27 protein-coding genes are annotated in these 26,387 nt (G+C 66.4%); 17 read left to right on the top strand and 10 right to left on the bottom strand.

Annotated features, from left to right (window positions below; all coding sequences use genetic code 11):
* Nucleotides 1-45: 45 nt before the first annotated feature.
* The 3 genes from RH91_RS18690 to RH91_RS18680 all read right to left on the bottom strand — a co-directional run bounded on the left by RH91_RS18690 (nucleotide 46) and on the right by RH91_RS18680 (nucleotide 3,738).
* Entirely contained in the window at nucleotides 46-1,734 is a 1,689-nt protein-coding gene (locus RH91_RS18690) for a long-chain-fatty-acid--CoA ligase (RefSeq protein WP_010164696.1), read from the bottom strand.
* 66 nt (nucleotides 1,735-1,800) lie between these two features.
* Nucleotides 1,801-1,998 carry a hypothetical protein gene (locus RH91_RS18685; protein WP_010164694.1) on the bottom strand — a complete coding sequence of 66 codons (198 nt, stop codon included), beginning with the start codon at nucleotides 1,996-1,998 and terminating at the stop codon, nucleotides 1,801-1,803.
* Nucleotides 1,999-2,028: 30 nt separating this feature from the next.
* Nucleotides 2,029-3,738, bottom strand: a complete 1,710-nt coding sequence (locus RH91_RS18680; RefSeq protein WP_037478973.1) for a GGDEF domain-containing protein — start codon at nucleotides 3,736-3,738, stop codon at nucleotides 2,029-2,031.
* Between the two features lie 262 nt (nucleotides 3,739-4,000).
* Between RH91_RS18680 and RH91_RS18675 the strand changes: the two genes are divergently transcribed.
* The gene (locus tag RH91_RS18675; RefSeq protein ID WP_081469562.1) at nucleotides 4,001-4,354 is read left to right on the top strand and encodes a UrcA family protein; all 354 of its coding nucleotides are present in this window, start codon (nucleotides 4,001-4,003) and stop codon (nucleotides 4,352-4,354) included.
* A gap of 78 nt (nucleotides 4,355-4,432) precedes the next feature.
* Here RH91_RS18675 and clpA read toward each other — a convergent pair whose 3' ends face one another.
* A complete protein-coding gene (clpA, locus tag RH91_RS18670) occupies nucleotides 4,433-6,748 on the bottom strand; it encodes an ATP-dependent Clp protease ATP-binding subunit ClpA (protein ID WP_010164690.1) in 2,316 nt (771 codons plus the stop codon).
* Nucleotides 6,749-6,874: 126 nt separating this feature from the next.
* Nucleotides 6,875-7,072: a DUF1192 domain-containing protein gene (locus RH91_RS18665; protein WP_010164689.1), complete on the bottom strand. Its 198-nt coding sequence runs from the start codon at nucleotides 7,070-7,072 to the stop codon at nucleotides 6,875-6,877.
* Between the two features lie 96 nt (nucleotides 7,073-7,168).
* Here RH91_RS18665 and RH91_RS18660 point away from each other — a divergent pair, with 96 nt between their 5' ends.
* Nucleotides 7,169-8,170, top strand: a complete 1,002-nt coding sequence (locus RH91_RS18660) for an NAD(P)H-quinone oxidoreductase (protein ID WP_029624062.1) — start codon at nucleotides 7,169-7,171, stop codon at nucleotides 8,168-8,170.
* 155 nt (nucleotides 8,171-8,325) lie between these two features.
* A complete protein-coding gene (locus tag RH91_RS18655; protein WP_010164687.1) occupies nucleotides 8,326-8,595 on the top strand; it encodes a hypothetical protein in 270 nt (89 codons plus the stop codon).
* 285 nt (nucleotides 8,596-8,880) lie between these two features.
* On the opposite strand, the gene RH91_RS18650 is transcribed toward RH91_RS18655, so the two are convergent.
* On the bottom strand, nucleotides 8,881-10,200 hold the full coding sequence (locus RH91_RS18650; RefSeq protein WP_010164686.1) for a phospholipid carrier-dependent glycosyltransferase: 1,320 nt from the start codon (nucleotides 10,198-10,200) through the stop codon (nucleotides 8,881-8,883).
* A 68-nt stretch (nucleotides 10,201-10,268) separates the two neighbouring features.
* Between RH91_RS18650 and metZ the strand changes: the two genes are divergently transcribed.
* Genes metZ through RH91_RS18625 form a run of 5 tightly spaced genes read left to right on the top strand, consistent with a single transcriptional unit; the run spans nucleotide 10,269 to nucleotide 13,490 of the window.
* Nucleotides 10,269-11,474, top strand: coding sequence for an O-succinylhomoserine sulfhydrylase (gene metZ, locus RH91_RS18645; protein WP_010164685.1), 1,206 nt, complete (start codon nucleotides 10,269-10,271; stop codon nucleotides 11,472-11,474).
* A 13-nt stretch (nucleotides 11,475-11,487) separates the two neighbouring features.
* Nucleotides 11,488-11,886 (top strand): Co2+/Mg2+ efflux protein ApaG, encoded by a 399-nt coding sequence (gene apaG / locus RH91_RS18640; RefSeq protein ID WP_010164683.1) that lies wholly within the window; start codon nucleotides 11,488-11,490, stop codon nucleotides 11,884-11,886.
* 10 nt (nucleotides 11,887-11,896) lie between these two features.
* A complete protein-coding gene (locus tag RH91_RS18635; protein ID WP_010164682.1) occupies nucleotides 11,897-12,703 on the top strand; it encodes a LysR family transcriptional regulator in 807 nt (268 codons plus the stop codon).
* Nucleotides 12,700-13,230 carry a GNAT family N-acetyltransferase gene (locus RH91_RS18630; RefSeq protein WP_010164681.1) on the top strand — a complete coding sequence of 177 codons (531 nt, stop codon included), beginning with the start codon at nucleotides 12,700-12,702 and terminating at the stop codon, nucleotides 13,228-13,230. Before RH91_RS18635 ends, RH91_RS18630 begins: the two co-directional genes overlap by 4 nt.
* Nucleotides 13,227-13,490 (top strand): hypothetical protein, encoded by a 264-nt coding sequence (locus RH91_RS18625; protein ID WP_010217859.1) that lies wholly within the window; start codon nucleotides 13,227-13,229, stop codon nucleotides 13,488-13,490. The genes RH91_RS18630 and RH91_RS18625 overlap by 4 nt, the downstream gene beginning before the upstream one ends.
* A 3-nt stretch (nucleotides 13,491-13,493) precedes the next feature.
* Here the strand turns inward: RH91_RS18625 and RH91_RS18620 are convergent, their stop codons facing one another.
* Both RH91_RS18620 and parE read right to left on the bottom strand, forming a co-directional pair.
* Nucleotides 13,494-14,705 (bottom strand): hypothetical protein, encoded by a 1,212-nt coding sequence (locus RH91_RS18620; protein WP_010164679.1) that lies wholly within the window; start codon nucleotides 14,703-14,705, stop codon nucleotides 13,494-13,496.
* A 28-nt stretch (nucleotides 14,706-14,733) separates the two neighbouring features.
* Nucleotides 14,734-16,716 carry a DNA topoisomerase IV subunit B gene (gene parE / locus RH91_RS18615; RefSeq protein ID WP_010164678.1) on the bottom strand — a complete coding sequence of 661 codons (1,983 nt, stop codon included), beginning with the start codon at nucleotides 16,714-16,716 and terminating at the stop codon, nucleotides 14,734-14,736.
* Nucleotides 16,717-16,878: 162 nt separating this feature from the next.
* Here parE and RH91_RS18610 point away from each other — a divergent pair, with 162 nt between their 5' ends.
* Nucleotides 16,879-17,712, top strand: a complete 834-nt coding sequence (locus tag RH91_RS18610; protein WP_010164677.1) for an outer membrane protein — start codon at nucleotides 16,879-16,881, stop codon at nucleotides 17,710-17,712.
* 178 nt (nucleotides 17,713-17,890) lie between these two features.
* Here RH91_RS18610 and RH91_RS18605 read toward each other — a convergent pair whose 3' ends face one another.
* Nucleotides 17,891-18,634, bottom strand: coding sequence for a GcrA family cell cycle regulator (locus tag RH91_RS18605; RefSeq protein ID WP_010164675.1), 744 nt, complete (start codon nucleotides 18,632-18,634; stop codon nucleotides 17,891-17,893).
* Between the two features lie 83 nt (nucleotides 18,635-18,717).
* Here RH91_RS18605 and RH91_RS18600 point away from each other — a divergent pair, with 83 nt between their 5' ends.
* The 8 genes from RH91_RS18600 to queE all read left to right on the top strand — a co-directional run bounded on the left by RH91_RS18600 (nucleotide 18,718) and on the right by queE (nucleotide 25,466).
* Nucleotides 18,718-19,572, top strand: coding sequence for an ABC transporter permease (locus RH91_RS18600; protein ID WP_037478966.1), 855 nt, complete (start codon nucleotides 18,718-18,720; stop codon nucleotides 19,570-19,572).
* Complete coding sequence (locus RH91_RS18595; protein ID WP_157136970.1) at nucleotides 19,554-19,820, top strand: hypothetical protein; 267 nt, start codon at nucleotides 19,554-19,556, stop codon at nucleotides 19,818-19,820. The genes RH91_RS18600 and RH91_RS18595 overlap by 19 nt, the downstream gene beginning before the upstream one ends.
* 112 nt (nucleotides 19,821-19,932) lie before the next feature.
* Nucleotides 19,933-21,132 (top strand): aspartate aminotransferase family protein, encoded by a 1,200-nt coding sequence (locus RH91_RS18590; protein WP_010164669.1) that lies wholly within the window; start codon nucleotides 19,933-19,935, stop codon nucleotides 21,130-21,132.
* Nucleotides 21,133-21,291: 159 nt separating this feature from the next.
* Complete coding sequence (argF, locus tag RH91_RS18585; RefSeq protein ID WP_010164668.1) at nucleotides 21,292-22,209, top strand: ornithine carbamoyltransferase; 918 nt, start codon at nucleotides 21,292-21,294, stop codon at nucleotides 22,207-22,209.
* 291 nt (nucleotides 22,210-22,500) lie between these two features.
* Nucleotides 22,501-23,448: an Hsp33 family molecular chaperone HslO gene (gene hslO, locus RH91_RS18580; protein WP_010164667.1), complete on the top strand. Its 948-nt coding sequence runs from the start codon at nucleotides 22,501-22,503 to the stop codon at nucleotides 23,446-23,448.
* Between the two features lie 84 nt (nucleotides 23,449-23,532).
* A complete protein-coding gene (locus tag RH91_RS18575; protein ID WP_010164666.1) occupies nucleotides 23,533-23,955 on the top strand; it encodes a DUF3617 domain-containing protein in 423 nt (140 codons plus the stop codon).
* Nucleotides 23,956-24,130: 175 nt separating this feature from the next.
* Entirely contained in the window at nucleotides 24,131-24,829 is a 699-nt protein-coding gene (gene queC / locus RH91_RS18570) for a 7-cyano-7-deazaguanine synthase QueC (RefSeq protein ID WP_010164665.1), read from the top strand.
* Nucleotides 24,830-24,833: 4 nt separating this feature from the next.
* A complete protein-coding gene (queE, locus tag RH91_RS18565) occupies nucleotides 24,834-25,466 on the top strand; it encodes a 7-carboxy-7-deazaguanine synthase (protein WP_010164664.1) in 633 nt (210 codons plus the stop codon).
* A gap of 74 nt (nucleotides 25,467-25,540) precedes the next feature.
* Here queE and RH91_RS18560 read toward each other — a convergent pair whose 3' ends face one another.
* Entirely contained in the window at nucleotides 25,541-26,215 is a 675-nt protein-coding gene (locus tag RH91_RS18560; protein ID WP_010164663.1) for a hypothetical protein, read from the bottom strand.
* Between the last annotated feature and the right edge of the window lie 172 nt (nucleotides 26,216-26,387).

Here is a 26,387-nt window from a genome sequence, read left to right as displayed (position 1 = left end):
CCCTGAAGGGGAGGGGATTAAGAAGAAGCCGTGCGCGCGCACACCTTACGCTTCTTCCGCCATCACTTCGGCGATCAGGTCCTTGCGGCTGAGCTTGCCGATCATCGTCTTGGGCATGGTGAGCCGCACCACAACGTTGTCGACGCGCTCGTGTCGGCCAATCTGCGGGTTGAGCCAGTCGCGCAAAGCCTCGCCCGAGACGTCGGCATCCTCGTTGAGCGTGACATAGGCGCGCGGATGCTCGCCGCGGTACGGATCGGGCAGGCCGACGACGAGCGCCTCCTTGATCGCGGGGTGGTGGTACAGCACCGCCTCGATCTGGCTCGGGAAGACCTTGAACCCCGAGACCGAGATCATGTCCTTGAGCCGGTCGACGATCTTGACGAAGCCATCCGCGTCGATCGTGCCGACGTCGCCGGTGCGCAGCCATTTGCCGTCGGCGTTGATGAGGAAGACCTCGTCATCGGCATCGGGGCGGTTCCAATAGCCCTTCATGATCTGCGGGCCGCGTGCGACGATCTCGCCGGGTTCGCCCTCGGCGACGTCCTGCGTCGGGTCGGCCTTGTCGACGAGGCGGAGGCAGGTCGCGGGAAGCGGCTGGCCGATCGTCCCGGTCTTGCCCTCCGCCTCATAGGGGTTGGCGGAGAGCACGCCCGAACTCTCCGACAGGCCATAGCCCTCGACCACGGTCCCGCCGGTGATCTTCTCGAACTTCGCCTTCAGTTCGGGCGCAAGTGGTGCGCCGCCCGAGATGCAGATGCGGAGCGACGCGAAATCGGTCGCGCCGATCCTGGGATGGTCGAGCAGCGCCTGATACATCGTGGGGACGCCGGGGAGCGCGGTCGCCTTGGTCCGCGTGATCGCGGCGAGCACCGCGCCTGCCTCGAACCGCGGGAGCATCACGATACAGCCGCCGTTGAGCACGGTGCGGTTGAGCACGCAGGTGTTGGCGAAGACATGGAACATCGGCAGCACGCCGAGGATGCGGTCGGGGGCCTCCGGGTTGGGATCGATCGCCATCACCTGCCGCGCGTTGGCGGAGAGGTTCTGGTGGGTGAGCATCGCGCCCTTGGGGGTGCCGGTGGTGCCACCGGTATATTGGATCAGCGCGACGTCGCTCTCGGGGGCGATCGTCGGGCGGGGGTAGCTGCCGTCGTTGGCGATCAGCTTCGAGAAGGCGAGGATGCGCGGATCGTCCGGCCGCCTGGTCACTTCGCCGCCCTTGAACATGCGGTACAGCAGCGACTTGGCGGTCGGCAATGCGCCCGCGATCGACCCGACGACGAGCCGCTCGAGCGTGCTCGTCTCGAGCACTTCGAGCGCGGTTGGCAGCAACTGGCTTGCGGACAGCGTGAACAACAGCCTGGTGCCCGAATCCGCGACCTGATGCGCGAGTTCGGCGGCGGTGTAGAGCGGCGAGAAATTGACGACCGTCGCGCCGAGTTTGAGGATCCCGTAATAGGCCGCGACATAATGCGGTACGTTGGGGAGGAATAAACCGATCCGGTCGCCCGGGCCATAGCCGAGCGCCGCGAGCCCCGCCGCGACGCGGTTCGCGCCATCGTGCGTTTCGGTGAAGCTATAATGCCGGCCGAGGAAATCGATCAACGGTGCATCGCCCGCGCGCGCGACCGCGGCATCGAAGAAATCCGCCATCGAGGAGGGCGGGAACGCGCTGTCCCACGGGGCAGGATGACGATAGGATTCGTGCCAGATGGCTTCGGGCGTGTTCATTGACATAGGTGTAAGCAAGCCGACGACGGGTCGCAAGGCATTGCGCATGCGCGCCGCAGGTGCGGCTTACCCGATCGGGCGTGCGGTCCAGGTATAGAGCACCGAGATGCCGACGAGTCCCAGGTCGACCGCCGCCTTGACCTGATGCGGCATCCGGTCCGTGGCGTCATGCGTCAGGATCTGGACATCCGCGGTCGGATGGCGCGCGACAGCGAGCAGGGCGACGCAGGCGCAAAACCCGATGATGATCCGACGATTGCGCAAAGCCCATCTCCTTACGCTTGCGTTATATCCTTAACGGCTGCGCACGGCAAGCGTGGGGGCGGGTCGCCCGTGCGCACTGTCGGGGAGGTCACGGCTGCGCGCCCGGTCGCGTCCGGCGGACTTGGCCTCGAACAGCGCCCGGTCCGCACAGGCGTAGAGCGCCTTCCAGTCGGTTTCGCGTTCGAGCGGCCCACTGCACATGCCGATGCTCGCCGTGACGGTCACGTCATACGGCATCCGCCCGGCGCGAAGACCGGTGAGGATATCGTCGGGGTCGACCACCGATTCAGCCGGCACGACGATCGCGAATTCCTCCCCGCCAATCCGCGCGACCAGCGCTTCGGGCGGGACCGCCTGGCGCAATGTCCGCGCGAAGACCCGCAGGACCTCGTCGCCACCGTCATGGCCGATCGTCTCGTTGACCTGTTTGAAATGGTCGAGATCCGCGATCATCAGGATCTGCTCGCCGCTCCGCCCGATCGCGTTGTGGAGGAAGGCGCGGCGGTTGAGCAGCCCGGTCAGCGGGTCGGTATCCGCGAGCAGCCGTGCCGCGATCTCGCGTTCGCGCGCCTCGTCGCGTTCGTTGCTGAGCAGGCGCATGCGATAGGCGATCGCGATGCTCGACAGCAGCGCTTCGATCGTCATCGTCATGATCGTCGAATTGTCGAGCCAGAAGTTCCAGCCGATCATCCCGAGCGAACTCGCGATCCGGAACGACGCCATCACGATCGGCGACGCCCAGGCCAGCGCGAACACCCACAGGTAATTGCTGCGCAACACCCAGGCGCGCCACAGCAACGGCACGACCATCGCCATCTGCAGCGCGAAGGCGAGCGAATAGAACCGGTCGAACAGCCACACGTTCAACGGCGCGAACAGGCAGAAGCCGAGCGATGCCGCCGCGGTGATCGCGCAGGTGAGCGTCACGAGCCGCCCGATCGTCCCCGCGAACACGCGCGCTTCGAAAAAGGTGCGCGCGAACTGGAAGGCGGCGATCGTCGACAGGCCGAGCAGCAGGTAATTCGCGCGGATCCGGTCATTATTGGCGATCAGCGGATAGAGCCAGGCGATCCAGCCGGACGATGTGACCGTATAGGCGAGCAACCCGGTCACCATTGCGCAATAGGCGAGCTGGAACGGATGCCGCAGCGCCACCCACAAGGCGAAATTATAGCATAGCAGCGCGATGCACAGCCCGGCGAAGGCGGCATACATTCCGCCCATCAGCAAATTGGAGTCGATGCTCTGCGTTGGCGTTGCCAGCGTCGGATCGCGGACGATCCCGCGCAGGTTGGCGGCGTGGTCGACATGCCACAGCAGGCGGACGAGCGGGGCGGGGCGTTGCGGCAGCGCAATCTCGAGGATCGCGCCGAGCTGGACGTGCCGGGATGCCGCCTGCTGGTCGATCACGGTCGGGACGATCCGTCCGTCGGCATAGAGCGCATACAGCGTGACGACGCCTTGCCACAGGCTGGCGCTGCGTACCGCGACCGGAGCGGATCGACGCAGCGGGGTCGACCGGATCCAATAGCTTCCCGGGCCCAGCCGGCGCTGGTCCGCCGGGCAAACGAAGCCCCGCGTCGCGGCAAACACCTGGCGTGGCGAAAGCCCCGGCCGATCGCGCAGCGCGCAGGTCGTCAGCGCCGTACCGGTCAAGCCAGCCTGCGCCGCAGCCGGCGTCGGCACCATGCCGAGCACCGCGAGAATCGCTACAACACAGGACAGAAGCGCCAGACGCATCGTCTTTTCCTAGGCCGATGACGGCAAACGGGAAGTAAAGAACGGACTTTCCCCATGTTTTCAACAGGGAAAATTTTAGCGGTGGTTCTGGGCAGTTCTGGTGGGTGCGACACAGGTCTGTAATCGATCTGCGCTATAGGACCGCGCGTCGGAAGAGTCCGCAGCACCCATGCGGCAAGCCGGCGCAGAGCAAAATGCCGAAAAGGCATGACCAGCAGCAGCGTGTCCCTAATCAATTCATACAGTCTTCAGGAGGCTATTCATGTCGCGTGCAATCCTTGCTTCGTGCCTTACGGTTCTTGGCACTCTATCCTTGCAATATCCTGCGGCGGCGACGGCGCAGGACATGACCGTCCGTACGGTCAAGGTCAGCGCCGCTGATCTCGACCTTGGCTCCCCGCTCGGCAAGCGGACGTTCGACCAGCGGGTCACCCGGGCGATCGGGATCGCCTGCGGGGGGTATGGTGAGTCTGATTTCGCAATCCGGGCAACGCAGGCGGCGTGCCGGGCCAAGGCGCGCCGCGACGTCGCGCCGCAGGTCCTCGCCGCGCTCGATGCCCCGCAGCGGCGCGGTGCCACCGTGCTCGCCTCGGCACGGATCACCCCGGCGCGCTGACCCCGTTCACCAAAAATGCGGGCCCGGCAGTGCCGGACCCGCATTTCTGGTTTTCTCGCATGCCCGGGGGGGCAGCGATCACTTCGCGGTCGTGTCGACCTTGCCCGCGGCCTTGCGGCGCGGCTTCTTCGGCGGGGCCGACGTGATTTCGAACGACAACGCATTGTCCTTCATCTTCACCGTCACCTCGCCGCCGTGGACCAGCTTGCCGAACAGCAGTTCCTCGGCGAGCGGCTGCTTGATCTTTTCCTGGATCAAGCGGCCCATCGGGCGCGCACCGTACAGCTTGTCGTAGCCTTTGGTGGTGAGCCACGTCTTCGCCTCGTCGTCGAGGTTGATGTGGACGTTCCGGTCGGCCAGCTGCAGTTCGAGCTGGAGGATGAACTTGTCCACCACCCGCGCCACGACCTCGGTCGGCAGATAGCCGAACGGCACGATCGCATCGAGACGGTTGCGGAACTCCGGCGTGAACATCTTCTGGACCGCCTGCTCGTCCTCGCCCTCGCGGGTGAGGTTGCCGAAGCCCAGAGTCTCGCGCGCCATGTCGCTCGCACCCGCATTTGTCGTCATGATCAGGATGACGTTGCGGAAGTCGACCGTCTTGCCGTGCTGATCGGTCAGGCGCCCGTTGTCCATCACCTGCAGCAGGATGTTGAACAGATCGGGGTGCGCCTTTTCGATCTCGTCGAGCAACAGCACGCTATGCGGCTGCTGGTCGATCGCATCGGTGAGCAGGCCGCCCTGGTCGAACCCGACATAGCCCGGAGGCGCACCGATCAGCCGCGAGACCGAGTGGCGTTCCATATATTCGGACATGTCGAACCGCTGGAGCGGAATCCCCATGATCGTCGCGAGCTGCTTGGCGACTTCGGTCTTGCCGACGCCCGTGGGGCCGGTGAACAGATAGTTGCCGATCGGCTTCTCGGGATCGCGCAGCCCCGCGCGCGACAGCTTGATCGCGGACGCAAGCTTCTCGATCGCCGCATTCTGCCCGAACACCACGCGCTTGAGATCGGTCTCGAGCGACTCGAGCGCCTTGGTGTCGTCGGTCGAGACCGACTTCGGCGGGATGCGCGCCATCGTGGCGATGACCTGCTCGATCTCGCGGCTGGTTATCGTCTTCTTGCGCTTGGCGAGCGGCACCAGCATCTGCATCGCGCCGACTTCGTCGATCACGTCGATTGCCTTGTCCGGCAGCTTGCGGTCGTTGATGTAGCGCGCCGACAGCTCCACCGCCGACTTGATCGCGTCGGGGGTGTACTTCACGTTGTGATGGTCCTCGAACGCGGTCCGCAAGCCCGCCAGGATCTTGATCGTATCCTCGATCGTCGGCTCGTTGACGTCGATCTTCTGGAAGCGCCGCAGCAATGCACGGTCCTTCTCGAAGTGGTTGCGGAACTCCTTGTACGTCGTCGAGCCGATGCAGCGGATCGTGCCGCCAGACAGCGCGGGCTTGAGCAGGTTGGACGCATCCATCGCGCCGCCGCTCGTTGCGCCCGCACCGATCACGGTGTGGATCTCGTCGATGAACAGGATCGCGTCGGGCATCTTCTCGAGCTCGGTGACGACCGCCTTCAGGCGCTCCTCGAAATCACCGCGATAGCGCGTGCCTGCGAGCAACGCGCCCATGTCGAGCGAGTAGATGACGGCAGGAAGCAGAACTTCCGGCACGTCGCCCTCGACGATTTTGCGCGCGAGACCCTCGGCGATCGCGGTCTTGCCGACGCCGGGGTCACCCACATACAGCGGGTTGTTCTTGGAACGGCGGCACAGGATCTGGACGGTGCGGTCGACCTCGGGACCACGACCGATCAGCGGATCGACCTTGCCCTTCTTGGCCTTCTCATTGAGGTCGACGCAGAACTGCTTAAGCGCGCTTTCCTTGCCCTTTTCGCCCGGCTTCTGCGGCTTTTCCTCCTCGGCACCCTTGGGGGTGGAGGCTTCGGGCGCGGAACCACCCTTGCCGACGCCGTGGCTGATGAAGCTCACCGCATCCAGACGGCTCATGTCCTGCTGCTGCAGGAAATAGACGGCATAGCTCTCGCGCTCGCTGAACAAGGCGACCAGCACGTTCGCGCCGGTCACTTCGTCACGGCCCGAGGACTGGACGTGGAGAATCGCGCGCTGGACGACGCGCTGGAAGCCCGAGGTGGGCGAGGGATCGGTCGCGGCGTCGACCTTCAACGCCTCGAGTTCGGTGTCGAGATAATGTTTCACGGTCGCGGTCAGCTCGGCGGTGTCGACACCGCACGACTGCATCACCTTCGACGCATGTTCGTCATCAATAAGCGCGAGCAACAGGTGCTCGAGCGTAGCATATTCGTGCCGGCGCGAAGACGCAGCCTCGAGGGCCTTGTGCAACGTGGTTTCCAGCGCGGAGGCGAAGGATGGCATCTGTACTTTACTCCATGCGGGCCACGAAAGACGCACTGCCCGTGAGCGCTATGTTGGTAGGCAGGACGCTTGCAACAACCTCTTGAAAACGACTCAGCCGGTACCTGTGTTCCGGGATACGTATCTTTACGACTTAAAGAGCATATCTGCGGTTGCGCGATGGTTAACCGCCGCCTCCCGTTTTCCCCTGGTCCGGACGATTTCGCGCTCGAGCGCGGCAACGCGGCGATCGAGTTCCTCGACCGACAGCGGATCGAGGTCCTGCGCGATGACCGCAGCGAGCGGATCGCCCGCCGTGCTTGGGGGAATCTCGTCGTTGTCCATGCCGAGGATCGTTGACCCCTGCGCAGGGGATGTCAATAAGGCGCGCCGACGAAACGGGACTGGCCGAGAGCGTTGGCAGGACAGGGCCTGATAGTGATGCAAGACTTGCCAGCGACGATGCGCGCGATCGATCCGGATACCGCGGGTGGGGCGGAGGTGCTGACGATCGTCGAACGACCGGTGCCGGAGGTCCGCGCCGACGAAGTGCTGATCCGCGTCGTCGCGGCGGGGGTCAACCGGCCCGACGTGCTCCAGCGCAAGGGCGGCTATCCGCCGCCGCCGGGCGCACCGTCGATCCTCGGGCTCGAGGTTTCGGGAACGGTCGTCGCGCAGGGCGATGACGTCTCGGGGTCGATGATCGGCCAGCCGGTCTGCGCGCTGGTCGCGGGCGGCGGCTACGCCGAATATGTCGCGGTGGCGGCGGGGCAGGTGCTCCCGGTGCCGCACGCGCTGTCGATGGTCGAGGCGGCGGCGCTGCCCGAAACGCTGTTCACCGTGTGGACCAATCTGTTCGAGCGCGGCTATGCGACCGAGGGCGACAGCGTCCTCGTCCACGGCGGGACCAGCGGGATCGGGACGATGGCGATCGCACTCGGCGCAATCTTCGGGCTCAGCGTGATCGTGACCGCAGGGTCGGACGACAAATGCGCCGCGGCCACGGCGCTCGGCGCGGCGCATGCGATCAACTACAAGACCGAGGACTTCGTCGCGCGGGTGAAGGAGATCACCGGTGGCGCGGGCTGCGCGGTGGTACTCGACATGGTCGGCGGTGACTATGTCGCGCGCAACCTGCAATGTCTTGCGGACGATGGCCGGCACGTGTCGATCGCGGTGCAGGGCGGCGCGATGGCGACGATCCCGATCTTCGAGATCATGCGCCGCCGCCTGACGCTGACCGGGTCGACGCTGCGCGCGCGCGATGCGTCGTTCAAGGCGCTGGTCGCGGACGAACTGCACCGCACGGTGTGGCCGCATGTCGAGGCGGGGCGGCTGAAGCCGATCCTCGACCGGACGTTCCCGCTGGCCGAAGCCGCCGCCGCGCATCGCCGGATGGAGGCGGGCGACCATGTCGGCAAGATCGTGCTGACGCTCGACTGACCCACGCAGTCGTTGCGGTATTATTAAACTTTTAGGTCTTTTCCGTCGGTTATTAAAAAGATACGAAATTGCGCGGCGACTTTCCGGAACAAAGCCGGGGGCTGCGTATTACTGACCTTCGGCCTTCAGGCCGTTCGAAATAGGGTGATTCACAAATGAAGAAGATGTTCGTTCTCGCCGCTGCTGCCGGCCTTGTCTCGCTTGCCGCCTGCAACTCGACCCCGCGCGAGCAGGCTGCCGACAATATCGAGTCCAACACCGAAGCCGTTGCGGACAACCTCGAGGACGCAGCGGACAACGCGTCGACCGTCGCAGGCAAGGACATGCTCGAGAACAAGGCGGACTCGGTGCGCGCAGTTGGCCAGAATCAGGCAACCGACATGCGCACCAACGACCCCGACACGAACCTGTCGAACGGCATGTAAGAAACAGATCGGACCGTTCCCAAGCACGGTTCGAACTGGAAGGGCGCCCGGGGAAACCCCGGCGCCCTTTTCTATTTTGGGGGCGGGTTTCTCCTCCTCCCACCGTTCGTCCTGAGTAGCGACCGAGTAGGCGAAGCCGTATCGAGGGCGCGTATCGAAGGACAGGTTACCGCGCGTGACGGTCCTTCGATACGCCCGGAAGAGGGGCTACTCGGTCGCTACTCAGGACGAACGGGGTGGGGGTGACGTGGGCGTAGATAGTGCTGCCGAAGCCGACGACCCGGTTCATACCCAGGTCGACGACCACGTCCAGTAGCGGAACGCCCCCGGCCCGGGCAGCGGCGCTGCCGACAGCACCGGATAGAACACCGCGAACAGCACGATCACCACCGCCAGGAACGCGGTATCGCGCCGCCGTGCCGCCGGGAAATGGTCGAACGCCACCGCCAGCGCGACGCACAGCGCGATGCTCGGCAGATAGTAATAATAGAAGAAGCCGATCTTCTTGGGGATCAGCACCCACATCGCATAGCTGCCGATCCACAGCCCCGCCGCCGCGAGCAGGCGCGGGGACCGTTCGCGCACCCCTGCATGAAGACACGCCGCCACCGCCACCAGCCCGCCCCACAGCACCGCGAGATTGCCGATCAGCATAACCCCGCGCTGCGCACCGTCCGCGCGTTCGTACAGATACCAGATCGGGCGAACCATGATCGGCCAGCTCCACCACCCCGACTGATAGGGGTGCGTCGGGAGCGGCATCGTCTGGCGGTCGAACATGCGCTGCTGGAACGGGAGCAGCGTGGCGAGTGTCATCGGATCGTGCGTGTAGAAGAAGGCGGGCGCGAAGGTCGCGCAATAGGCCGCGACGCTCGCCGCCCCCAGCACGAGCAGCGCGGGCACCACCGCCATCCCCGGCCAGTGGCGATGCCCGCCCGCGTTGAGCGCGGCGAACACGGAACGCCCGGTCCGTCGCGAATCGTCCAGCCGCAGCAGTACGAAGCCGAGTGCCGCGCAGGCGATCAGCGGTGCCGCCGCCCATTTCGCCGCGACCGCGAGGCCGAGCAGAATGGCCCCGAGGATCCAGCGCAGCCACGCCGCGCGACCGTCCGGCGCGCGCATCGCCCATAGCAGCGCCGCCAGCCCGAGCATCACGAACGCCCCCATGAACCCGTCGAGCATCCCGATCCGCGCCTGGACGAACACCGTGCCGTTGAGCAGCGCGAACAGCGCCCCCAGCACCGCCGGCCGCACCCGCCCGAGCATCAGCCACAGGATCGCGAACACCGACAGCACGGTCGCGGTCCCCGCCAGAGTCGAGAAGAACCGCCACCCGAGACTCGTATCGCCGAACAGCAGGATCCCGCCCGCGATGATTTCCTTGGCGAGCAGCGGATGCTCGATGTTGGTCGGCCCCGCGAGCGACAGCAGCGTGCGCGCGGCGGGAACGTAATGCGTCTCGTCGAACATCAGCTTGGTCGGGATCGTCAGCCGGTAGCTGAACAGCGCCTGCGACAGCAGCGCGAGGGCGGCGGCGGCGCGGTACGGATGGGGGCGGGCGTCGCTCACGGTCGCCTCTATCCCGCCGAAAGGATCCGCTTTCAAGCGGCGTTGCGGGGCTGACGGGATCACGGGCATTGACGCGCCCCGCCGCCACCCGGCAAAGCAGGCGCATGAAACGCCGTACCGGACAAGACCAGAGCATCACCCGCCACTGGCGCCCTGCGACCCAGGCGGTCCGCGGGGGCACCGCGCGCAGCGAGTGGGGGGAAACCTCCGAGGCGCTGTTCCTCACCTCGGGCTATGCCTATGATTGCGCGGCCGATGCCGCCGCGCGGTTTGCGGGCGAGCAGACCGGCATGACCTATTCGCGGTTGCAGAACCCGACGGTCGAGATGCTCGAGAATCGGATCGCGTTGCTCGAGGGTGCCGAAGCGTGCCGCACGATGGCGACCGGCATGGCGGCGATGACCGCGGTGCTGCTGTGCCAGCTCCAGGCGGGCGACCATGTCGTCGCGGGGCGCGCGGCGTTCGGATCGTGCCGCTGGCTGGTCGATACGCTGCTGCCCAAGTTCGGGATCGAGACGACGACGATCGACGCGCGCGACCCGCAGCAGTTCGAGGATGCGTGCCGCCCCAACACCAAGGTGTTCTTCTTCGAGACCCCCGCCAACCCGACGATGGACATCGTCGACCTGAAGGCGGTGTGCGACATCGCGCGCGCGCGCGGGATCGTGTCGGTGGTCGACAATGCCTTCGCTACCCCCGCGCTGCAGCGCCCGATGGAATTCGGCGCGGATGTCACCGCCTATAGCGCGACCAAGATGATGGACGGGCAGGGGCGCGTGCTCGCGGGCGCGGTGTGCGGGACCGAGGCGTTCATCAACGACACGCTGCTCCCCTTCACCCGCAACACCGGGCCGACGCTCAGCGCATTCAATGCGTGGGTCGTGCTCAAGGGGCTGGAGACGCTGGATCTCCGCATCCGCCGCCAGTCGGAGAATGCGCTGAAGGTCGGGACGTTTATCGAGGGGCGGGTGCCGCGGATGCTCCATCCGTTCCTGCCGAGCCACCCGCAACACGAACTCGCGATGCGCCAGATGGAGGCATGCGGGCCAATCTTCGCGTTCGAAGTCGCGGGGCGGACGCAGGCGCATGCGCTGCTCGATGCGCTCGAACTCGTCGACATCTCGAATAACATCGGCGATTCGCGGTCGCTGATGACGCATCCGGCGTCGACCACGCATTCGAGCGTCGCCGAGGACAAGCGCCTCGAAATGGGCGTGACCGAAGGGTTGTTGCGGATCAACGTCGGGCTCGAGGATGCGGACGACGTGATCGCGGATATCGACCAGGCGCTGACGGCGGCGGGGCTGTGAGCGGGGTGGCATCGTGAAAGCGCTCTTCCCCCACGTCGCCGAAACGCTCGGCGTTACCGTGCGCGTGTCGGTCAGCTTCCTGCCCGAACAGTCCGAGCCCGAGCGGGGTCGCTGGTTCTGGGCGTATCACATCCGGATCGAGAACGATTCGCCGGGTGCGGTGCAATTGCTGACGCGGCACTGGATCATCACCGACGGGCGCGGCGCGCGGCATTCGGTCGAGGGCGAGGGCGTGATCGGCGAGCAGCCGATGATCGAGCCGGGCGAGAGCTTCGATTACGTGTCGGGCTGTCCGCTCTCGACGCCGAATGGATCGATGGTCGGGAGCTACCACATGCTCGGCGAGGACGGGGCGGGGTTCGACGTCGATATCCCGCGCTTCACTCTGCTCGCGCCGGCGGTGGGGGCGTGAGCGTCTCGCCATGAAGCGCACGCACCTCCCGCTCAACGGCCTCCGGGTGCTCGATGCCGCCGCGCGGCACTTGAGCTTCACCCGCGCCGCCGACGAACTGGCGGTGACGCCGGCAGCGGTCGGGCAGCAGATCCGCGCGCTCGAGGATACGCTCGGCGTCGTGCTGTTCCGCCGCACGACCAAGGGGCTCGAATTGACCCCCGAGGGCGAGGGCGGGCTCGCCGCGCTGCGGCACGGCTTCCTCCAGTTCGAGGAAGCGGTTCGCGCGATGCAGGCGGGACAGACGAGCAAGTCGCTGACGATCGCGGCACCCCGCGACCTCACCGAGAAATGGCTGATGCCGCGCCTCGCCGACATCGCGCGCGACGATCCCGAACTGCGCTTCGTGCTGATCTCCGCCGATGCGTCCAACGCGAGCGCGGCGATCGACTTTACCGAGGCCAATCTCGATCTCGCGATCCGCTGGGGCGACGGCCCGGGCGAGCATGAGGGCGAGGCGATCCAGTCCGCGGGGATGGTGACCGTCGAGCGCCCCGGTGGCGGCGCGGAGACGCGGATCGCGTGGCCGGGCTGCGTCGACGACGAGTCCGCGTCGCAGGTCCGCGTCGGCGACGCGGGGCTCGCGATCGATGCCGCCGCGCAGGGGCTCGGCCGCGCGACCGTCCCCGAACTGCTCGCGGCGGCGGATCTTGCGTCCGGGCGGATCGTCGCGGTGGGCGAGGCCAAGGCGTATCGGCTCGGCTACTGGCTGGTCGCGCCGCTCCCGCAATGGCGGCAGAAGAAGGTCAAGACGCTCGTCGCCGCACTGACGGGATGAGGGACATCCCGGTCCTCGAGACCGCGCGGTTGCGGTTGCGCGTACGGACCGCCGACGACGCGGAGGCCCTGTTCCCGACGCTGTCCGATCCGGTGGCGATGACCTATTGGTCGCACGCACCGTTCGAGACGGTCGCTGCGGTACGCGCGCGGTTTGCCGAACCGTTCGTCACCTGGCGCGCCTGGGCGATCACGCGCCACGGAAGCGATACCGCGATCGGGTTCGTCGCGGTGGGGGACAAGCGCGAGGGCAAGGTCTCCGAGATCGGCTATATGATCGACCGCGCGCACGGTGGCGCGGGTCTCGCACGCGAGGCGGTGGCGCGCGTGATCGACCAGTTGTTCGTCGCCGAAGGCCAGCGGCGCGTCTTCGCCGATACCGATCCCGACAATGTCCGGTCGAACGCCTTGCTCCAATCGCTCGGCTTCACGCTTGAGGGGCGCTTGCGGGCGGAGTGGGAGACGCATATCGGCGTGCGCGACACCTTCCTGTGGGGGCTGCTCGCAACCGAATGGAAGACCCGATGACCGCCCGCCCCAATCTCAACGATCCCGCCGAACGCGCCGCCTATCAGCGCGAGCTCCGGATGGTGGCGCGGCCGGTGCGGTGGCTGGGCGTCGGCATCGCGATCCTCGCGGCGGTGCTTGCGCTCGTTCGCGCGCGCTATGCGCCGCAGATCCCGATGGTCCTGCCGCTGTTCCTGCTCGGGGTCGCGGCGCTGCACATGATCGCGGCGGTCGTCATCCGGGTGAAATACCACCAGGCGCGGATGAAGCCGCCGGAGTAACGGTCAGGCGGGATCGGGATCGAGCAGCGCGCGCACCAGTCGCGGGTTCGGATCGCGCTGCGGGCGGCGGGTTCCGGTGACGGAGCGCCAGTTCGACGTGAAGGTGAAGCGTTCCCGCGCCCGGGTCGGCTCGGCCTGGCGGGCATAGCGCCGCTGCGCGACTGCGCTGACGATGACCGCGGCCCAATTGCCCTCGGTCTCCACCCGCTCGCCATGCCGGTCGACGCGGGCATCGCGAACGCGACCATCGGGATCTACGGTGAACACCACGTCGATCCACCGCCGGTCGAAATTGGACATGGCGACCGGAATTTGCAGCGAGGGCTGGAGTGCCTGGCTGTCCCCCTGCGCGTCGGGCCGCGGGGCCGCGTTCCCGGTCGCGCCGATCGAAACCGAGGGCGCGTACAGCAGCACCGCGGGTTCGCCCGCCGGAATCATCGGATGCGCCGCGATCAGCCGGTCGACATCGCCCCCGCGTGCCTTGAGGAGCGCGAGTTGCGTCTGCTGGGTCCGCGCCTGTGCCACGAAGGGCGCAAGCTTGGGGTCGTGCATCCTGAGGACGTCGCGGATCGCGGTGGACGCGATCCTGGCATAGGATTCGTAATGGACTTCGGCGAGCCGGATGTTGAGTGCGGCGATCCGCAGGAGCGCCAGCGCCTCGATCTCGCGCAGCCCCAGCTTGTGCGCACGCCGCGCGACGGCGCGATATTGCACCTGGCTTTCCTCGAGCCTGCCATCGGCCGCATACGTATCGCCCAGTTCGACCCGTTCGAGGAAGACGCGCGGGTCTGTGTCGGACGTCCCCGCCTTCATCGCGCTGATCGTGTCGAGCGCACTCGACCATTCGCTGTCGACCAGCCCGAGATGCGCCGCCATCTGGCTGTTGGCGTGATGCAGGTTGGCGACCGCGACCGGGTAGCGCTGCGCGAAGCGGGCGTTGCGGTGGCGCGCCGCGAGCAGCGCGGTTCGCGCGTCCTGATAGTCCCCCGCCTCGAATTGCGCCTGCGCCAGATCGAGCGTGATCGCGATGTCCCTGTCGGGCCGGCACCCTTGCGCGAGACAGGCCGCGAGCAGCCGTTTGTAATCCGGGATGCGGTTGCCGACGACGACGATATCGCGGTCGGTGGGGGGAGCGGGTTGCTGCGGCACTGCTTGCGCGGCGGCGGGGGCCGCGATCACGCCCAACACCGATACCCACCACGAAGCGGTCGTCATCGCTGGTCTCCCGATTCCGGGGTCGAGACTAGGCGTCGATCGCGTCCTCGTCCATCCGCGCCGCATTTTCCTGAATGAATGCATAGCGATGCGCCGGATTGGTCCCCATCAGCCGGTCGACCAGATCCTTCACGCCCGCGCGCGCCTCATATTCCTGCGGCAGCGTGATCCGCAGCATCGAGCGCGTCTTGGGGTCCATCGTGGTTTCGCGGAGCTGCATCGGGTTCATCTCGCCGAGGCCCTTGAACCGCCCGATCTCGACCTTCTTGCCCTTGAACTCGGTCGCCTCGAGCTGCGCACGGTGCGCGTCGTCCATCGCGTAGAGGCTCTTGGTCCCGGCGGTCAGGCGATATAGTGGCGGCTGCGCGAGGAAGACGTTCCCGGCGCGGACGATCTCGGGCATTTCCTGGAAGAAGAAGGTCATCAGCAGCGTCGCGATATGCGCGCCGTCGACGTCGGCGTCGGTCATGATGACGACGCGCTGATAGCGCAGGTGATCCGGGTTGCAGTCCTTGCGCGTCCCGCACCCGAGCGCGAGGATCAGGTCGGCGATTTCCTGGTTTGCGTGGATCTTGGCGGAGGTCGCCGAGGCGACGTTGAGGATCTTGCCGCGAATGGGCAGGATCGCCTGCGTCTTGCGGTCGCGCGCCTGCTTGGCCGAGCCGCCGGCCGAATCACCCTCGACGATGAAGATCTCGGTCCCCTCGGGACCGTTGGACGAGCAGTCGGTCAGCTTGCCCGGCAGCCGCAGCTTGCGCGCGGAGGTGGCGGTCTTGCGCTTGACCTCGCGCTCGGCCTTCCGCGCGAGGCGTTCGTCCATCCGCTCGACGACATAGGTCAGCAGCGCCTTGCCGCGGTCCATATTGTCGCTGAGGAAATGGTCGAAATGGTCGCGCACCGCGCGCTCGACCAAGGTCGCTGCTTCGGGCGAGGTGAGGCGGTCCTTGGTCTGGCTCTGGAATTGCGGGTCGCGGATGAAGACGCTGAGCATCAGCTCGCTGCCGGTCATCACGTCCTCGGCCGAGATGTCCTTGGCCTTCTTGTTGCCGACCAGTTCGCCGAACGCGCGGATGCCCTTGACCAGCGCCGCGCGCAGGCCCTGCTCGTGCGTGCCGCCGTCCGGAGTGGGGATGGTGTTGCAATACCAACTGTACGACCCGTCGCTCCACAGCGGCCAGGCGACCGCGCACTCGACGCGCCCCGCGGTGCCGGGGAAATCCTGCCGCGCGACGAACAGTTCGGTCGTCGCGCATTCGCGGCTGCCGAGTTGTTCGCGCAGATGATCGGCAAGACCGCCGGGAAACTGGAACACGGCTTCGGCGGGCGTGTCGTCGCTGATCAGCTCGGGCGCGCATTTCCAGCGGATCTCGACGCCCGCGAACAGATACGCCTTCGAGCGCGCAAGGCGGTGGAGCCGCGCGGGCTTGAACCCCATGTCGGGGCCGAAGATTTCGGTGTCGGGGGTGAAGGCGACGGTCGTGCCGCGCCGGTTGGGGGCGGCACCGACATGTTCGAGTGGCCCGAGCGTCTCGCCGCGCGAAAACTTCTGGCGATACAGTTCGCGGGCGCGGGCGACCTCCACGACGGTGTCGGACGACAGCGCGTTGACGACGCTGACCCCGACGCCGTGGAGCCCGCCGCTGGTCGCATAGGCCTTGCCGTCGAACTTGCCGCCCGAATGGAGCGTCGACAGGATCACCTCGAGCGCGGACTTGCCCGGGAACTTGGGATGCGGGTCGACCGGGATGCCGCGGCCATTGTCCGAAACCGTCAGCCGATTGCCCGGCGCGAGCTCGATCTCGATCCGCGTCGCATGGCCAGCGACCGCCTCGTCCATCGCATTGTCGAGCACTTCGGCGGCAAGATGGTGATAGGCGCGCTCGTCGGTGCCGCCGATATACATGCCCGGCCGCCGCCGCACCGGTTCGAGCCCCTCGAGCACCTCGATCGACGCTGCATCGTAATCGGTGGGGACGTGCTTTGGGCTGGCTGCGAACAGGTCTTCGGACATGGCGTGGCTATACGGCGCGGAGGGCAGACCTGCCAAGCGGCATCGCAGAATGGCGACCTGTTGCGGGAAAACAACGCTTCCGACATTTTCGCGTCACATCTGCGGCAATTCGCGTCCGCATACGTTCCTCTTTGGCTTTTCAAGCACAACCGGGAGTTTTCTATGCGTACCAAATACTTACTGACGGCGGCTGCGGCCCTGTCGACCCTTGCCGCGCCGGCTTTCGCGCAGGAATTCGACGACAAGCCCTTTGACGGTCTCTACGTCGGCGGGACGGTCGGTTTCGATGCGCAGCGCAACGACGTCAACACCTCGATCCTGTTCGACCGCAACCTCGACGGCCAGTTCGGCGACCAGGTGACGACGGCGGCGGGTGGCAACGCCTTCTCCCCCGGTTTCTGCAACGGCGCGGCGCGCTCGAACGCGAACCTCAACTGCCGTAACGACAAGGACAACATCAGCTATTCGGGCCGCGTCGGTTTCGACAAGCAGTTCGGCCACATCGTCGTCGGCGCACTCGGTGAGTTCGGCAAGAGCGAAGTCCGCGACAGCGTCTCGGCGTTCAGCACCACGCCTGCCTTCTACACGATGACGCGCAAGGTGAACTACAACGCGAACGTCCGTGGCCGCGCCGGCTATGCGCTCGACAAGACCTTGTTCTACGGCACCGCGGGCGGCGCCTATGCCAAGATCAACTCGAGCTTCCAGACGAGCAACACCGCCAACGCGTTCACCGCGCGCGGCGACAACGACGCATGGGGCCTGGTGGCCGGCGGCGGGATCGAGCAGAAGCTTGGCAAGCACTTCTCGGTCGGTCTGGAATATCTGTACAACCGCTACAAGGACGATGGCTTCCGCGTCCGCGCGACGCAGGGCACCGCGCCGGTGACCAACCCGTTCGTCCTCGCGCCCAATACCAACGGCACCGATTTCCGCCGCAGCGACGACAAGTTCACCTGGCACAGCGTCCGCGCGACCGCGCAGTTCCGCTTCTGAGCATAAAGCTCCGGCACCCCGGCCTCGTGCCGGGGTCCACCGGACTCCGCTGGCTGCGTGGGTAGGATGTGCGGCACGGTGGATGCCGGGCCAGGCCCGGCATGACGGCGAGAACACAAAAAAGGGGCCGCGTACCATCCGGTACGCGGCCCCTTTTTCGTGTCCGTAGCGCGGAAGCTCAGCGCGCGCGCGGCCCGCCGAACGGCAGCGGTGGCGCGGGGCGACGGTCGCGGCGCGGAAGCTGCGCCTGATAGGCGTGACCGCAATGCCCGACACAATAGGGGAAGCCGGGGTTCACCTTCTCGCCGCAGAAGTGGAAGTCCGGCTCGCCGGGATGGCCGATCGGCCACTTGCAGATCTTGTCGTTGAGATCGAGCAGCGTCGTTTTGCCCGCCATGTCGGCGGACGGCTTGGCGGGGACGAGGCGGCGCGGCGGGGCCGGGGTGATCGGGGCCTGCTGCTCGCCGGGTGCCTGACGCAGGAAGCCGCCGGGACCGACCGACCGCAGGATCGGCGGCGCGGGGCGAACCGGCGCTGCGGGGGCCTCGGCCTCCTCGTCATCGGTGTCTTCCTCGATCGCGTCTTCCACCACCGGGCGCGGTGCGGGCGGCGGCGGGGGCGGTGCGGCGACGACCGGCGGCGCGACTCGCTCGACCGGCGCGCGCGGGGCGGGGGCGGGCTTGGGTTCGGCTGGCGCGGGCGGCGCGGCGGCGGCGGCGGGCGCTGCTGCTGCCGCGGCGGCCTTCGCCGAGCCGTCGTTGGGTTTTACCGGCGACGGGCGCGACTGGAGGCCAAGGCGATGCGCCTTGCCGATCACCGCGTTACGGCTGACGCCACCGAGTTCCTCGGCGATCTGGCTCGCGGTCTGCCCTGCTTCCCACATCTTGCGCAACGTATCGATGCGTTCGTCGGTCCAGCTCATCTGCTCTCGTTTCCAATCGTCCCGGGCCGCCAAATTCCTGTTCCGGGTTGCAGGCGGCGGCGGCAGTCTTTAGCGACCATGCCATGAGCAGCCAGCCCCCAATCGGCGAAATTCGTACAACGGCGATGAACGCCCCCGGCGTCCCGGTCATCCGGAGCGTCAATTGGGGCGGTCTGCGAACGCTCTATATCAAGGAGGTTCGCCGCTTCTTCAAGGTGCAGTTGCAAACCGTATGGGCGCCCGCGATCACGACGCTGCTGTTTCTGGTTGTCTTTACCATCGCAACCGGCGCGAAACGCCCGGTGCTGGTCGGCGGGGTCGAGATCCCGTTCGCCGATTTCATCGCGCCCGGGTTGATCATCAGCCAGGGGATGATGGGCCCGGCGTTTGCAAACGCGAGCTTCTCGCTGATGGTCGGCAAGATCCAGGGGACGATCGTCGATTATCTCCAGCCGCCCTTGTCGACGATGGAATTGCTGACCGCTCTGGTCGGCGGCGCGATGACGCGTGCGTTCATCGTCGGGTTCGTGGTGTGGCTGGCGATGGCGATCTATCCGGACGTGCACGTCACGCCGCGGCATCCGCTGGCGATCCTGTGGTTCGGGTTCCTCGGCGCGGCGTTCCTCGCGTTCCTCGGCGTGCTGACGTCGATCTGGGCGGACAAGTTCGATCATGCGGCGGCGGTGACCAACTTCGTGATCACGCCTTTGGCCTTGTTGTCGGGGACGTTCTACTCAGTCGACAAGCTCGCGCCGGCGTTCCGCGCGTTCAGCCATGCCAATCCGTTTTTCTACATCATCTCAGGGTTCCGCTATGGGTTCCTCGGGACGGCGGATTCACCGGTGCTGTTGGGGTCGGTGATCATCCTGGCGATCGACATCGTGCTCGGGCTGCTGTGTTATCTGCTGTTGCGGAGCGGGTGGCGGTTGAAGAACTGACGCTGCGTTTTGGGTTGGCGGCGATAGAAGGGTTTTATCACGCAAAGACGCAAAGCCACGAAGAGAAGAAGGGGGTGCAGGCTCGAACGGGCGCCCGCGCGAACAAAGCTGTTTTGATGAGCTTCGTTCGGATGGGTCTGCCGAAGGCTGTCAAACCATCCTCCTTCCTCCTTCTTTTCTTCGTGGCTTTGCGTCTTTGCGTGATAAACCCCTTCCTGCTGCAACTTCCCACTAGAGACCCCGCCTGAGCCCGACGCGCAACTGCCAAGAGACAGTGTTGCGCTCCGCCTCCAATCCCCGTAAAAACCGTAATCGGGCGACCGCACAGGGCGCCCTTTTGCTTTTTGAAGGAGACGCGTCGTGTCGACCCCAGCCCTGATGCCCGTATACCCGCGTTGCGGCGTGCGTCCGGTGCGCGGCGAAGGCGTCTATCTCTACGGTGAGGACGGCGCGCAATATCTCGACTTTGCCGCCGGGATCGCGGTCAACGCGCTCGGCCACGGGCACCCCAAGCTGGTCAAGGCGATCGCCGATCAGGCCGCGACGCTGATGCACGTCTCCAACCTCTACGGTTCCCCGCAGGGCGAACATCTTGCCCAGCGGATCGTCGAAAGCTCGTTCGCGGACACCGTGTTCTTCACCAACTCGGGCACCGAGGCGGTCGAATGTGCGATCAAGGCCGCGCGGCGCTATCACTTCGTCACCGGCAACCCGCAGCGGACCACGCTGATCACGTTCAACAACGCGTTCCACGGGCGCACGATGGGCGCGATCTCGGCGACCAACCAGCCCAAGATGCGCGACGGGTTCGAGCCGTTGCTGCCGGGCTTCGCCTACGCGCCGTTCAACGATCTCGAAGCGGCGCTCGCGCTGATCGATGACACGACCGCGGGTTTCATGGTCGAGACGATCCAGGGCGAGGGCGGTGTCTCGGCGGCGACGACCGAGTTCCTGCAAGGGTTGCGCAAGGTGTGCGACGAACACGGCCTGTTGCTGGTGCTCGACGAAGTGCAGTGCGGCTATGGCCGGACCGGCAAGATGTGGGCGTACGAGCATTACGGCATCACCCCCGACATCCTCTCCTCGGCCAAGGGCATCGGCGGCGGCTTCCCGCTCGGCGCGTGCCTCGCGACCGAGGAAGCGGCCAAGGGCATGGTGTTCGGCACGCATGGCTCGACCTATGGCGGCAACCCGCTCGCGATGGCGGCGGGCGAGGCGATCCTCGACGTGATGCTCGAACCGGGTTTCCTCGAGCATGTCACCGCGATGGGCGAGCGGTTGCGCACGTCGGTCGAGCAGATGATCCCGAACCACGACCAGATCTTCGAGGGCGTCCGCGGCAAGGGGCTGATGTTCGGCATCAAGCTGAAGGACGCCGCTGTTGCGCGCGATTTCGTCGCGCATCTGCGCGATCATCACCAGCTGCTGACGGTCGCGGCGGGCGAGAACGTCGTCCGCGTGCTCCCGCCGCTGGTGATCGAGGAAGCGCACATCACCGAGTTCGTCCAGAAGCTGAGCGATGGCGCACGGGCGTATACCGCGATGGCGGTGGCGGCGTGAGCGCATTCTCGGCAATCCTCCCCCGCGCAGCGGGGGAGGGAGACCGTGAGCATTCAGGGAACGGTGGAGGGGTCGCGACGGCAATTGTTGCGCCCAGCCCTAACCCCCTCCGTCTCGCTGCGCTCGCCACCTCCCCCGGTGCCCGGGGGAGACTGTAAGATGCGCAACTTCCTCAGCCTGTCCGATGCCGGCCCCGACGGCGTCGCCGCGATGCTCGCCGATGCGCTCGACCGCAAGGCCGCGCGCGCGGGCTGGCCCAAGGGCAAGGCGGATGCGGACGCTCCGCTCGCCGGCCATACGCTTGCGATGGTGTTCGAGAAGAACTCGACCCGCACCCGCGTCAGCTTCGACATGGCAATCCGCCAGTTGGGCGGCAGCAGCATCATCCTCGACGCGGGTACGACCCAGCTCGGGCGCGGCGAGACGGTGGCGGATACCGCGCGCGTCCTTTCGGGCTATTGCGATGCGATCATGCTGCGCACCGACGATCACGCGAAGCTGGAGGAGATGGCGCGTTACGCCACCATCCCGGTGATCAACGGCCTGACCGACGCATCGCACCCGTGCCAGATCATGGCCGACCTGCTTACGCTGCTGGAAGCGGGCAAGCCGCTCCCTGGCCTCAAGGTCGCGTGGCTGGGGGACGGCAACAACGTGCTCGCGTCGATCATGGAAGCGGCCGGGCTGATGCAGTTCGACGTGGTCGCGGCGTGTCCGCAGGGGTTCATGCCCGCCGACGGCGACGTCGCGCTCGGCAAGGGCCGCGCGCGGGTCGTGGGGACTGCGAAGGAAGCGGTCGAGGGCGCGGACGTGATCGTCACCGACACGTGGATTTCGATGGGGCAGGATCACGCCGAGACCAAGCTGAAGGCGATGTGGCCCTATCAGGTCGACGCCGCGCTGATGGCGACCGCGAAGCCCGACGCCAAGTTCCTCCACTGCCTCCCCGCGCACCGCGGGGAAGAGGTTACGGCCGACGTGATCGACGGGCCGCAGTCGCTGATCTGGCCCGAGGCAGAAAACCGGTTGCATGCGCAGAAATCGGTGTTGCGGTGGTGCTTCGGGCAGATCGGTTGATTGGGGGCTGGGGGTTCCTATCTCCTTGGCTACCGTCGTCCGGGTGGTCTTCGGTCTGTCGAAGTGTTTGGCCCGGCTCAGTTCTCAAATCCCGTTCGTGCTGAGTAGAGACCGAGTAGCCCCTCTTGGGGCGTAGCGAGGGCTCGTATCGAAGCACAGGTTCCGCGCGATGACCTGTCCTTCGATACGCGCCCTCGATACGGCTTCGCCTACTCGGTCGCTACTCAGGACGAACGGGAGGGGAATGGCGACGGGGTATTAAGCCCGCATTCCGAGCCCAGTGAGAAAAGCATGACCCCCGTTCCCACCAGTCCAGTCCCCACCACCCCCGCCGACACCGACCGCGCGATCGGCTTCACCATCCCCGCGCGCCACGCGCGCGGTCGGATCGTGCGGCTCGCGCCCGTGCTCGACACGATCCTCGCCGCGCATGCCTATCCCGCGCCGATCGAGGCGTTGCTGACCGAGGCGCTGACGCTTGCTGCGTTGATCGGCTCGACGCTCAAGGAGGCGGGTGGCCAGCTCACCATGCAGGCGCAGACCGAGGGCGGGATCGTCAAACTGCTGGTGTGCGATTACCGCGGCGGCGAACTGCGCGGCTATGTCGATTTCGACGCGGACCGGCTCGCCGAGGCGCCCGAGGATCCGACGCTGTTCGCGTTGTTCGGCAAGGGGTATCTCGCGATCACCTTCGACCAGGCGGACACCGGCGAACGCTATCAGGGGATCGTCCCGCTCGACGGTGATTCGCTGAGCGAGGCGGCGGAGCATTACTTCCTTCAGTCCGAACAGATCCCGACGTTGATCCGCGTCGGCACCGGTGCGCTCGGGCAGGACGGGCGCGTTGCGGGTGGGCTGTTGCTGCAGCATCTCCCCGAGGGCGAGGACGGGCGCGACAGGATCCATACCCGGCTCGACCATCCCGAGTGGGAGCATGTCGCGATCCTCGGCGGCACGATGAAGCCCGAGGAGCTCGCTGACCCCGCGCTGTCGCTGGAGACGCTCGTGTGGCGGTTGTTCAACGAGGAAACCGAGGTCCGCGTCCAGGGCGAGACGCGGTTCGTCCGCGGCTGCCGTTGCTCGCCGGATTACATTGCGTCGGTGCTTGCGAAATTCCCGCCCGAGGAACAGCGCGACATGGCGGACGAGGACGGGATGATCGTGGTCGACTGCGCGTTTTGCGCGCGCAAGTTCCCGGTGCCCGCGGCGCTCGAGATTGTTACGCCTCCGTCATTGTAAGTAGGCGCGCGCGCCCCAGATAAGCAGCCGAGGCGGGAGCATGGCGCAAGGGGCGCCTGTCCGCTGCGGCGGGGTTGCACGACGATGATCACGAAACGGGGATGGGGGCGCGCTGCGCTTGGCGCAGTCGGCCTGACGCTGGGCGGCGGGCTGGCGATCGCAGCGCTGCCCGCGCTCACCGCGCTGGCCCGGGTCGAACATGGGCAGTGGGAGCTGAAGGCGATCGGCTCGAACGATGCCACGCGCACCCTCTGCATTACCGACCCGCGTGTCCTGATCCATTACGGTCACGACGTCGGGCAATGCCAGCATAGCGTGATCACCAACGATACCAACACGACGACGCTGCATTACGCATGCCGGGGCAGCCACGGCCAGACCACCGTCAAGGTCGCGACGCCGCGGTCGTTCAACCTCGAGACGCAGGGCATCATCAACGGCGCGCCGTTCGAGGATGAATATGAGGCCCGCCTGATCGGCAGTTGCACGCCCGCAAAACCCCGTTGATCGTATCGTTAAACGTTCGTTTACACTTGGGGGGTAGGAGGGGAGCTGCATTCCGTGACGGAAGGCTTTCCTCCTGATCTGCCCTTCGATGGGCAACCCCCTGGGTCGCTTACGGGCGGCCCATTTTTTCGTCTGCTTGCGTAACGCAGAGGCGGAGCCTACCTAACGGCGCATCATGACAGATCAAACGACCAAGCAGGTCGCCCCGGCAGCCGTGGTGCTCGTCTCGGGCGGCCTCGATTCGATGGTTTCCGCCGCGCGTGCCAAGGCCGACGGCTACCGCCTGTTCGCGCTTTCGGTGGATTACAACCAGCGCCACCGGCTCGAGCTCGAGTCCGCGGCGCGGATCTCCGCGCATCTGGGGGCGGAGCGGCATATCGTCCTGCCGCTCGACCTTTCGGCGTTTGGCGGCTCCGCGCTGACTGCGGACATCGCGGTGCCGAAGGACGGGGTCGAGCCCGGCATCCCGGTCACCTATGTGCCTGCGCGCAACACGATCTTTCTCAGTCTGGCGCTCGGCTGGGCCGAGGCGGCGGGCGCGCGGGACCTGTTCATCGGCGTCAACGCGCTCGATTATTCGGGCTATCCCGATTGCCGTCCCGAATTCATCGCCGCGTTCGAAGGTCTTGCCGAACTCGCCACCAAGGCCGGGGTCGAGGGCGAGCCGTTCAGGATCCACGCCCCGCTCCAGCACATGACCAAGGCGGATATCGTCCGCGAATGCGCCGCGCTCGGTCTCGACGCCGGGATGAGCTGGTCGTGCTACGATCCGACCCCCGAGGGGCTGCATTGCGGGACGTGCGACAGTTGCCGCCTGCGCAAGAAGGGGTTCGAGGACGCCGGCCTGCCCGACCCCACCCGCTACGCGGTCTGAGGCGATGAGCTACGCGGTCAAGGAGATGTTCCTGACGCTCCAGGGCGAGGGAGTCCAGGCGGGGCGGCGCGCGGTGTTCGTGCGCTTTGCCGGGTGTAATCTTTGGTCGGGACGCGAGCAGGACCGCGCGAGCGCGATCTGCCAGTTCTGCGATACCGATTTCGTCGGCACCGATGGCGCGGGCGGTGGACGCTTTGCGGATGCGACGATGCTTTCGACGGCGGCGGCGGCTTTCTGGGGGGCGGGGGAAAGCGATCGCTTCGTCGTGCTCACGGGCGGCGAGCCGATGCTCCAGATCGACGACGCGCTGGTCGATGCGCTCCATGCCGCCGGGTTCGAGATCGCGATGGAGAGCAACGGGACGCTGCCCGCGCATCCCGGGATCGACTGGGTCTGCATCAGCCCCAAGGCGGGGAGCGTGGTGGTGCAACGGGCGGGGAATGAGCTCAAGCTCGTCTGGCCACAGCCGGGGAGCGACGTCGCCGAACTCGAGACCTGGGATTTCGGGCATCACCTGATCCAGCCGCTCGACAGCGCGGCGGCGGCGGCAAACCTTCAGGCGGCGATCGACCTGGTAATGGCGCGGCCGAAATGGCGGCTGACGTTGCAGGCGCACAAGACGCTGGGACTGCGCTGAAGCAATCTTCAGACAAAAAGGGGGAGCGCAACGGCCGTTGCGCTCCCCCTTTTTGATCCAGGGTCGGGAATGCCTCAGCGCGGCGTCAACGTATAGGCACCGCAGCGGCGCTGGTTCCATTCGCCGTTCTTGCCCCAGCACATCGCGTCGAACCGCGGCACCGACACGCGTGTCTCGATCCGCGGACGGCGTGCGAAGCGCTGTTCGCCCCACGGCGTCAGCGAGTTGCGCAGCGTCCCCATGTCGTTGATCGCGACCTTGTACAGCTCACCGCGCTTGGCATAGGCCGCGTTGGTGCCGATCTGTGCGGCGGTCTGGCAGAAGCCATATTGCGCCCCGACGGTCGTGAACGACGAATAGGTCCGCGTGCCGAACCGGTCGAGCGCAGCCTGGCCGGCCTTGGGGGTCTTGTTGGTGCGGTTGAAATATTTGACCAGCGTGTCGAACGCGGTCTTCAGCTCGTCCTTGTGATTGTTGATCATCACATTGTAATTCTCGACGTTGAGCAGCGTCGGCTCGAACTGGCATTGCAGCGCCGCGACGTTGAGCGCCGAGCGCAGGTTCCACACCAGATTGGCGCGGACTTCGGCTGGGGTCGCGCCGGGCAGCGCGAGCTGGCCGGGTTCATCGCCCTCGATCGGCGGGGCCGTCATGTCGTGCGACTGGAAAAAGAACTGCGCCGAAGCGGGGGTTGCCAGCGCGACGCCGCAAGTGGCGGTCAGCGCGGCCAGAATACGCAACACGGTCATTCAATCCCTCTCAAATCACGATTCAGCGCCTACGGCTTTTCGCGTAGCATCCCAACTCTTTTAACCAATCGGCCCGTCCCAAACCAACCGGAAATCGGCGGGACGATTCAAAAGATCGCTTTTCCCGCAAAACGGAAGCGAAGGGCCCCGGAATCGAAAGGGCCGCCCGGTT

The sequence above is a fragment of the Sphingomonas sp. PAMC 26617 genome (genome assembly GCF_000242835.1).
Taxonomy (GTDB): Bacteria; Pseudomonadota; Alphaproteobacteria; order Sphingomonadales; family Sphingomonadaceae; genus Sphingomonas.
Note: the sequence above shows the minus strand (reverse complement) of the source record. Positions and strands in the feature narration are given on the sequence as shown.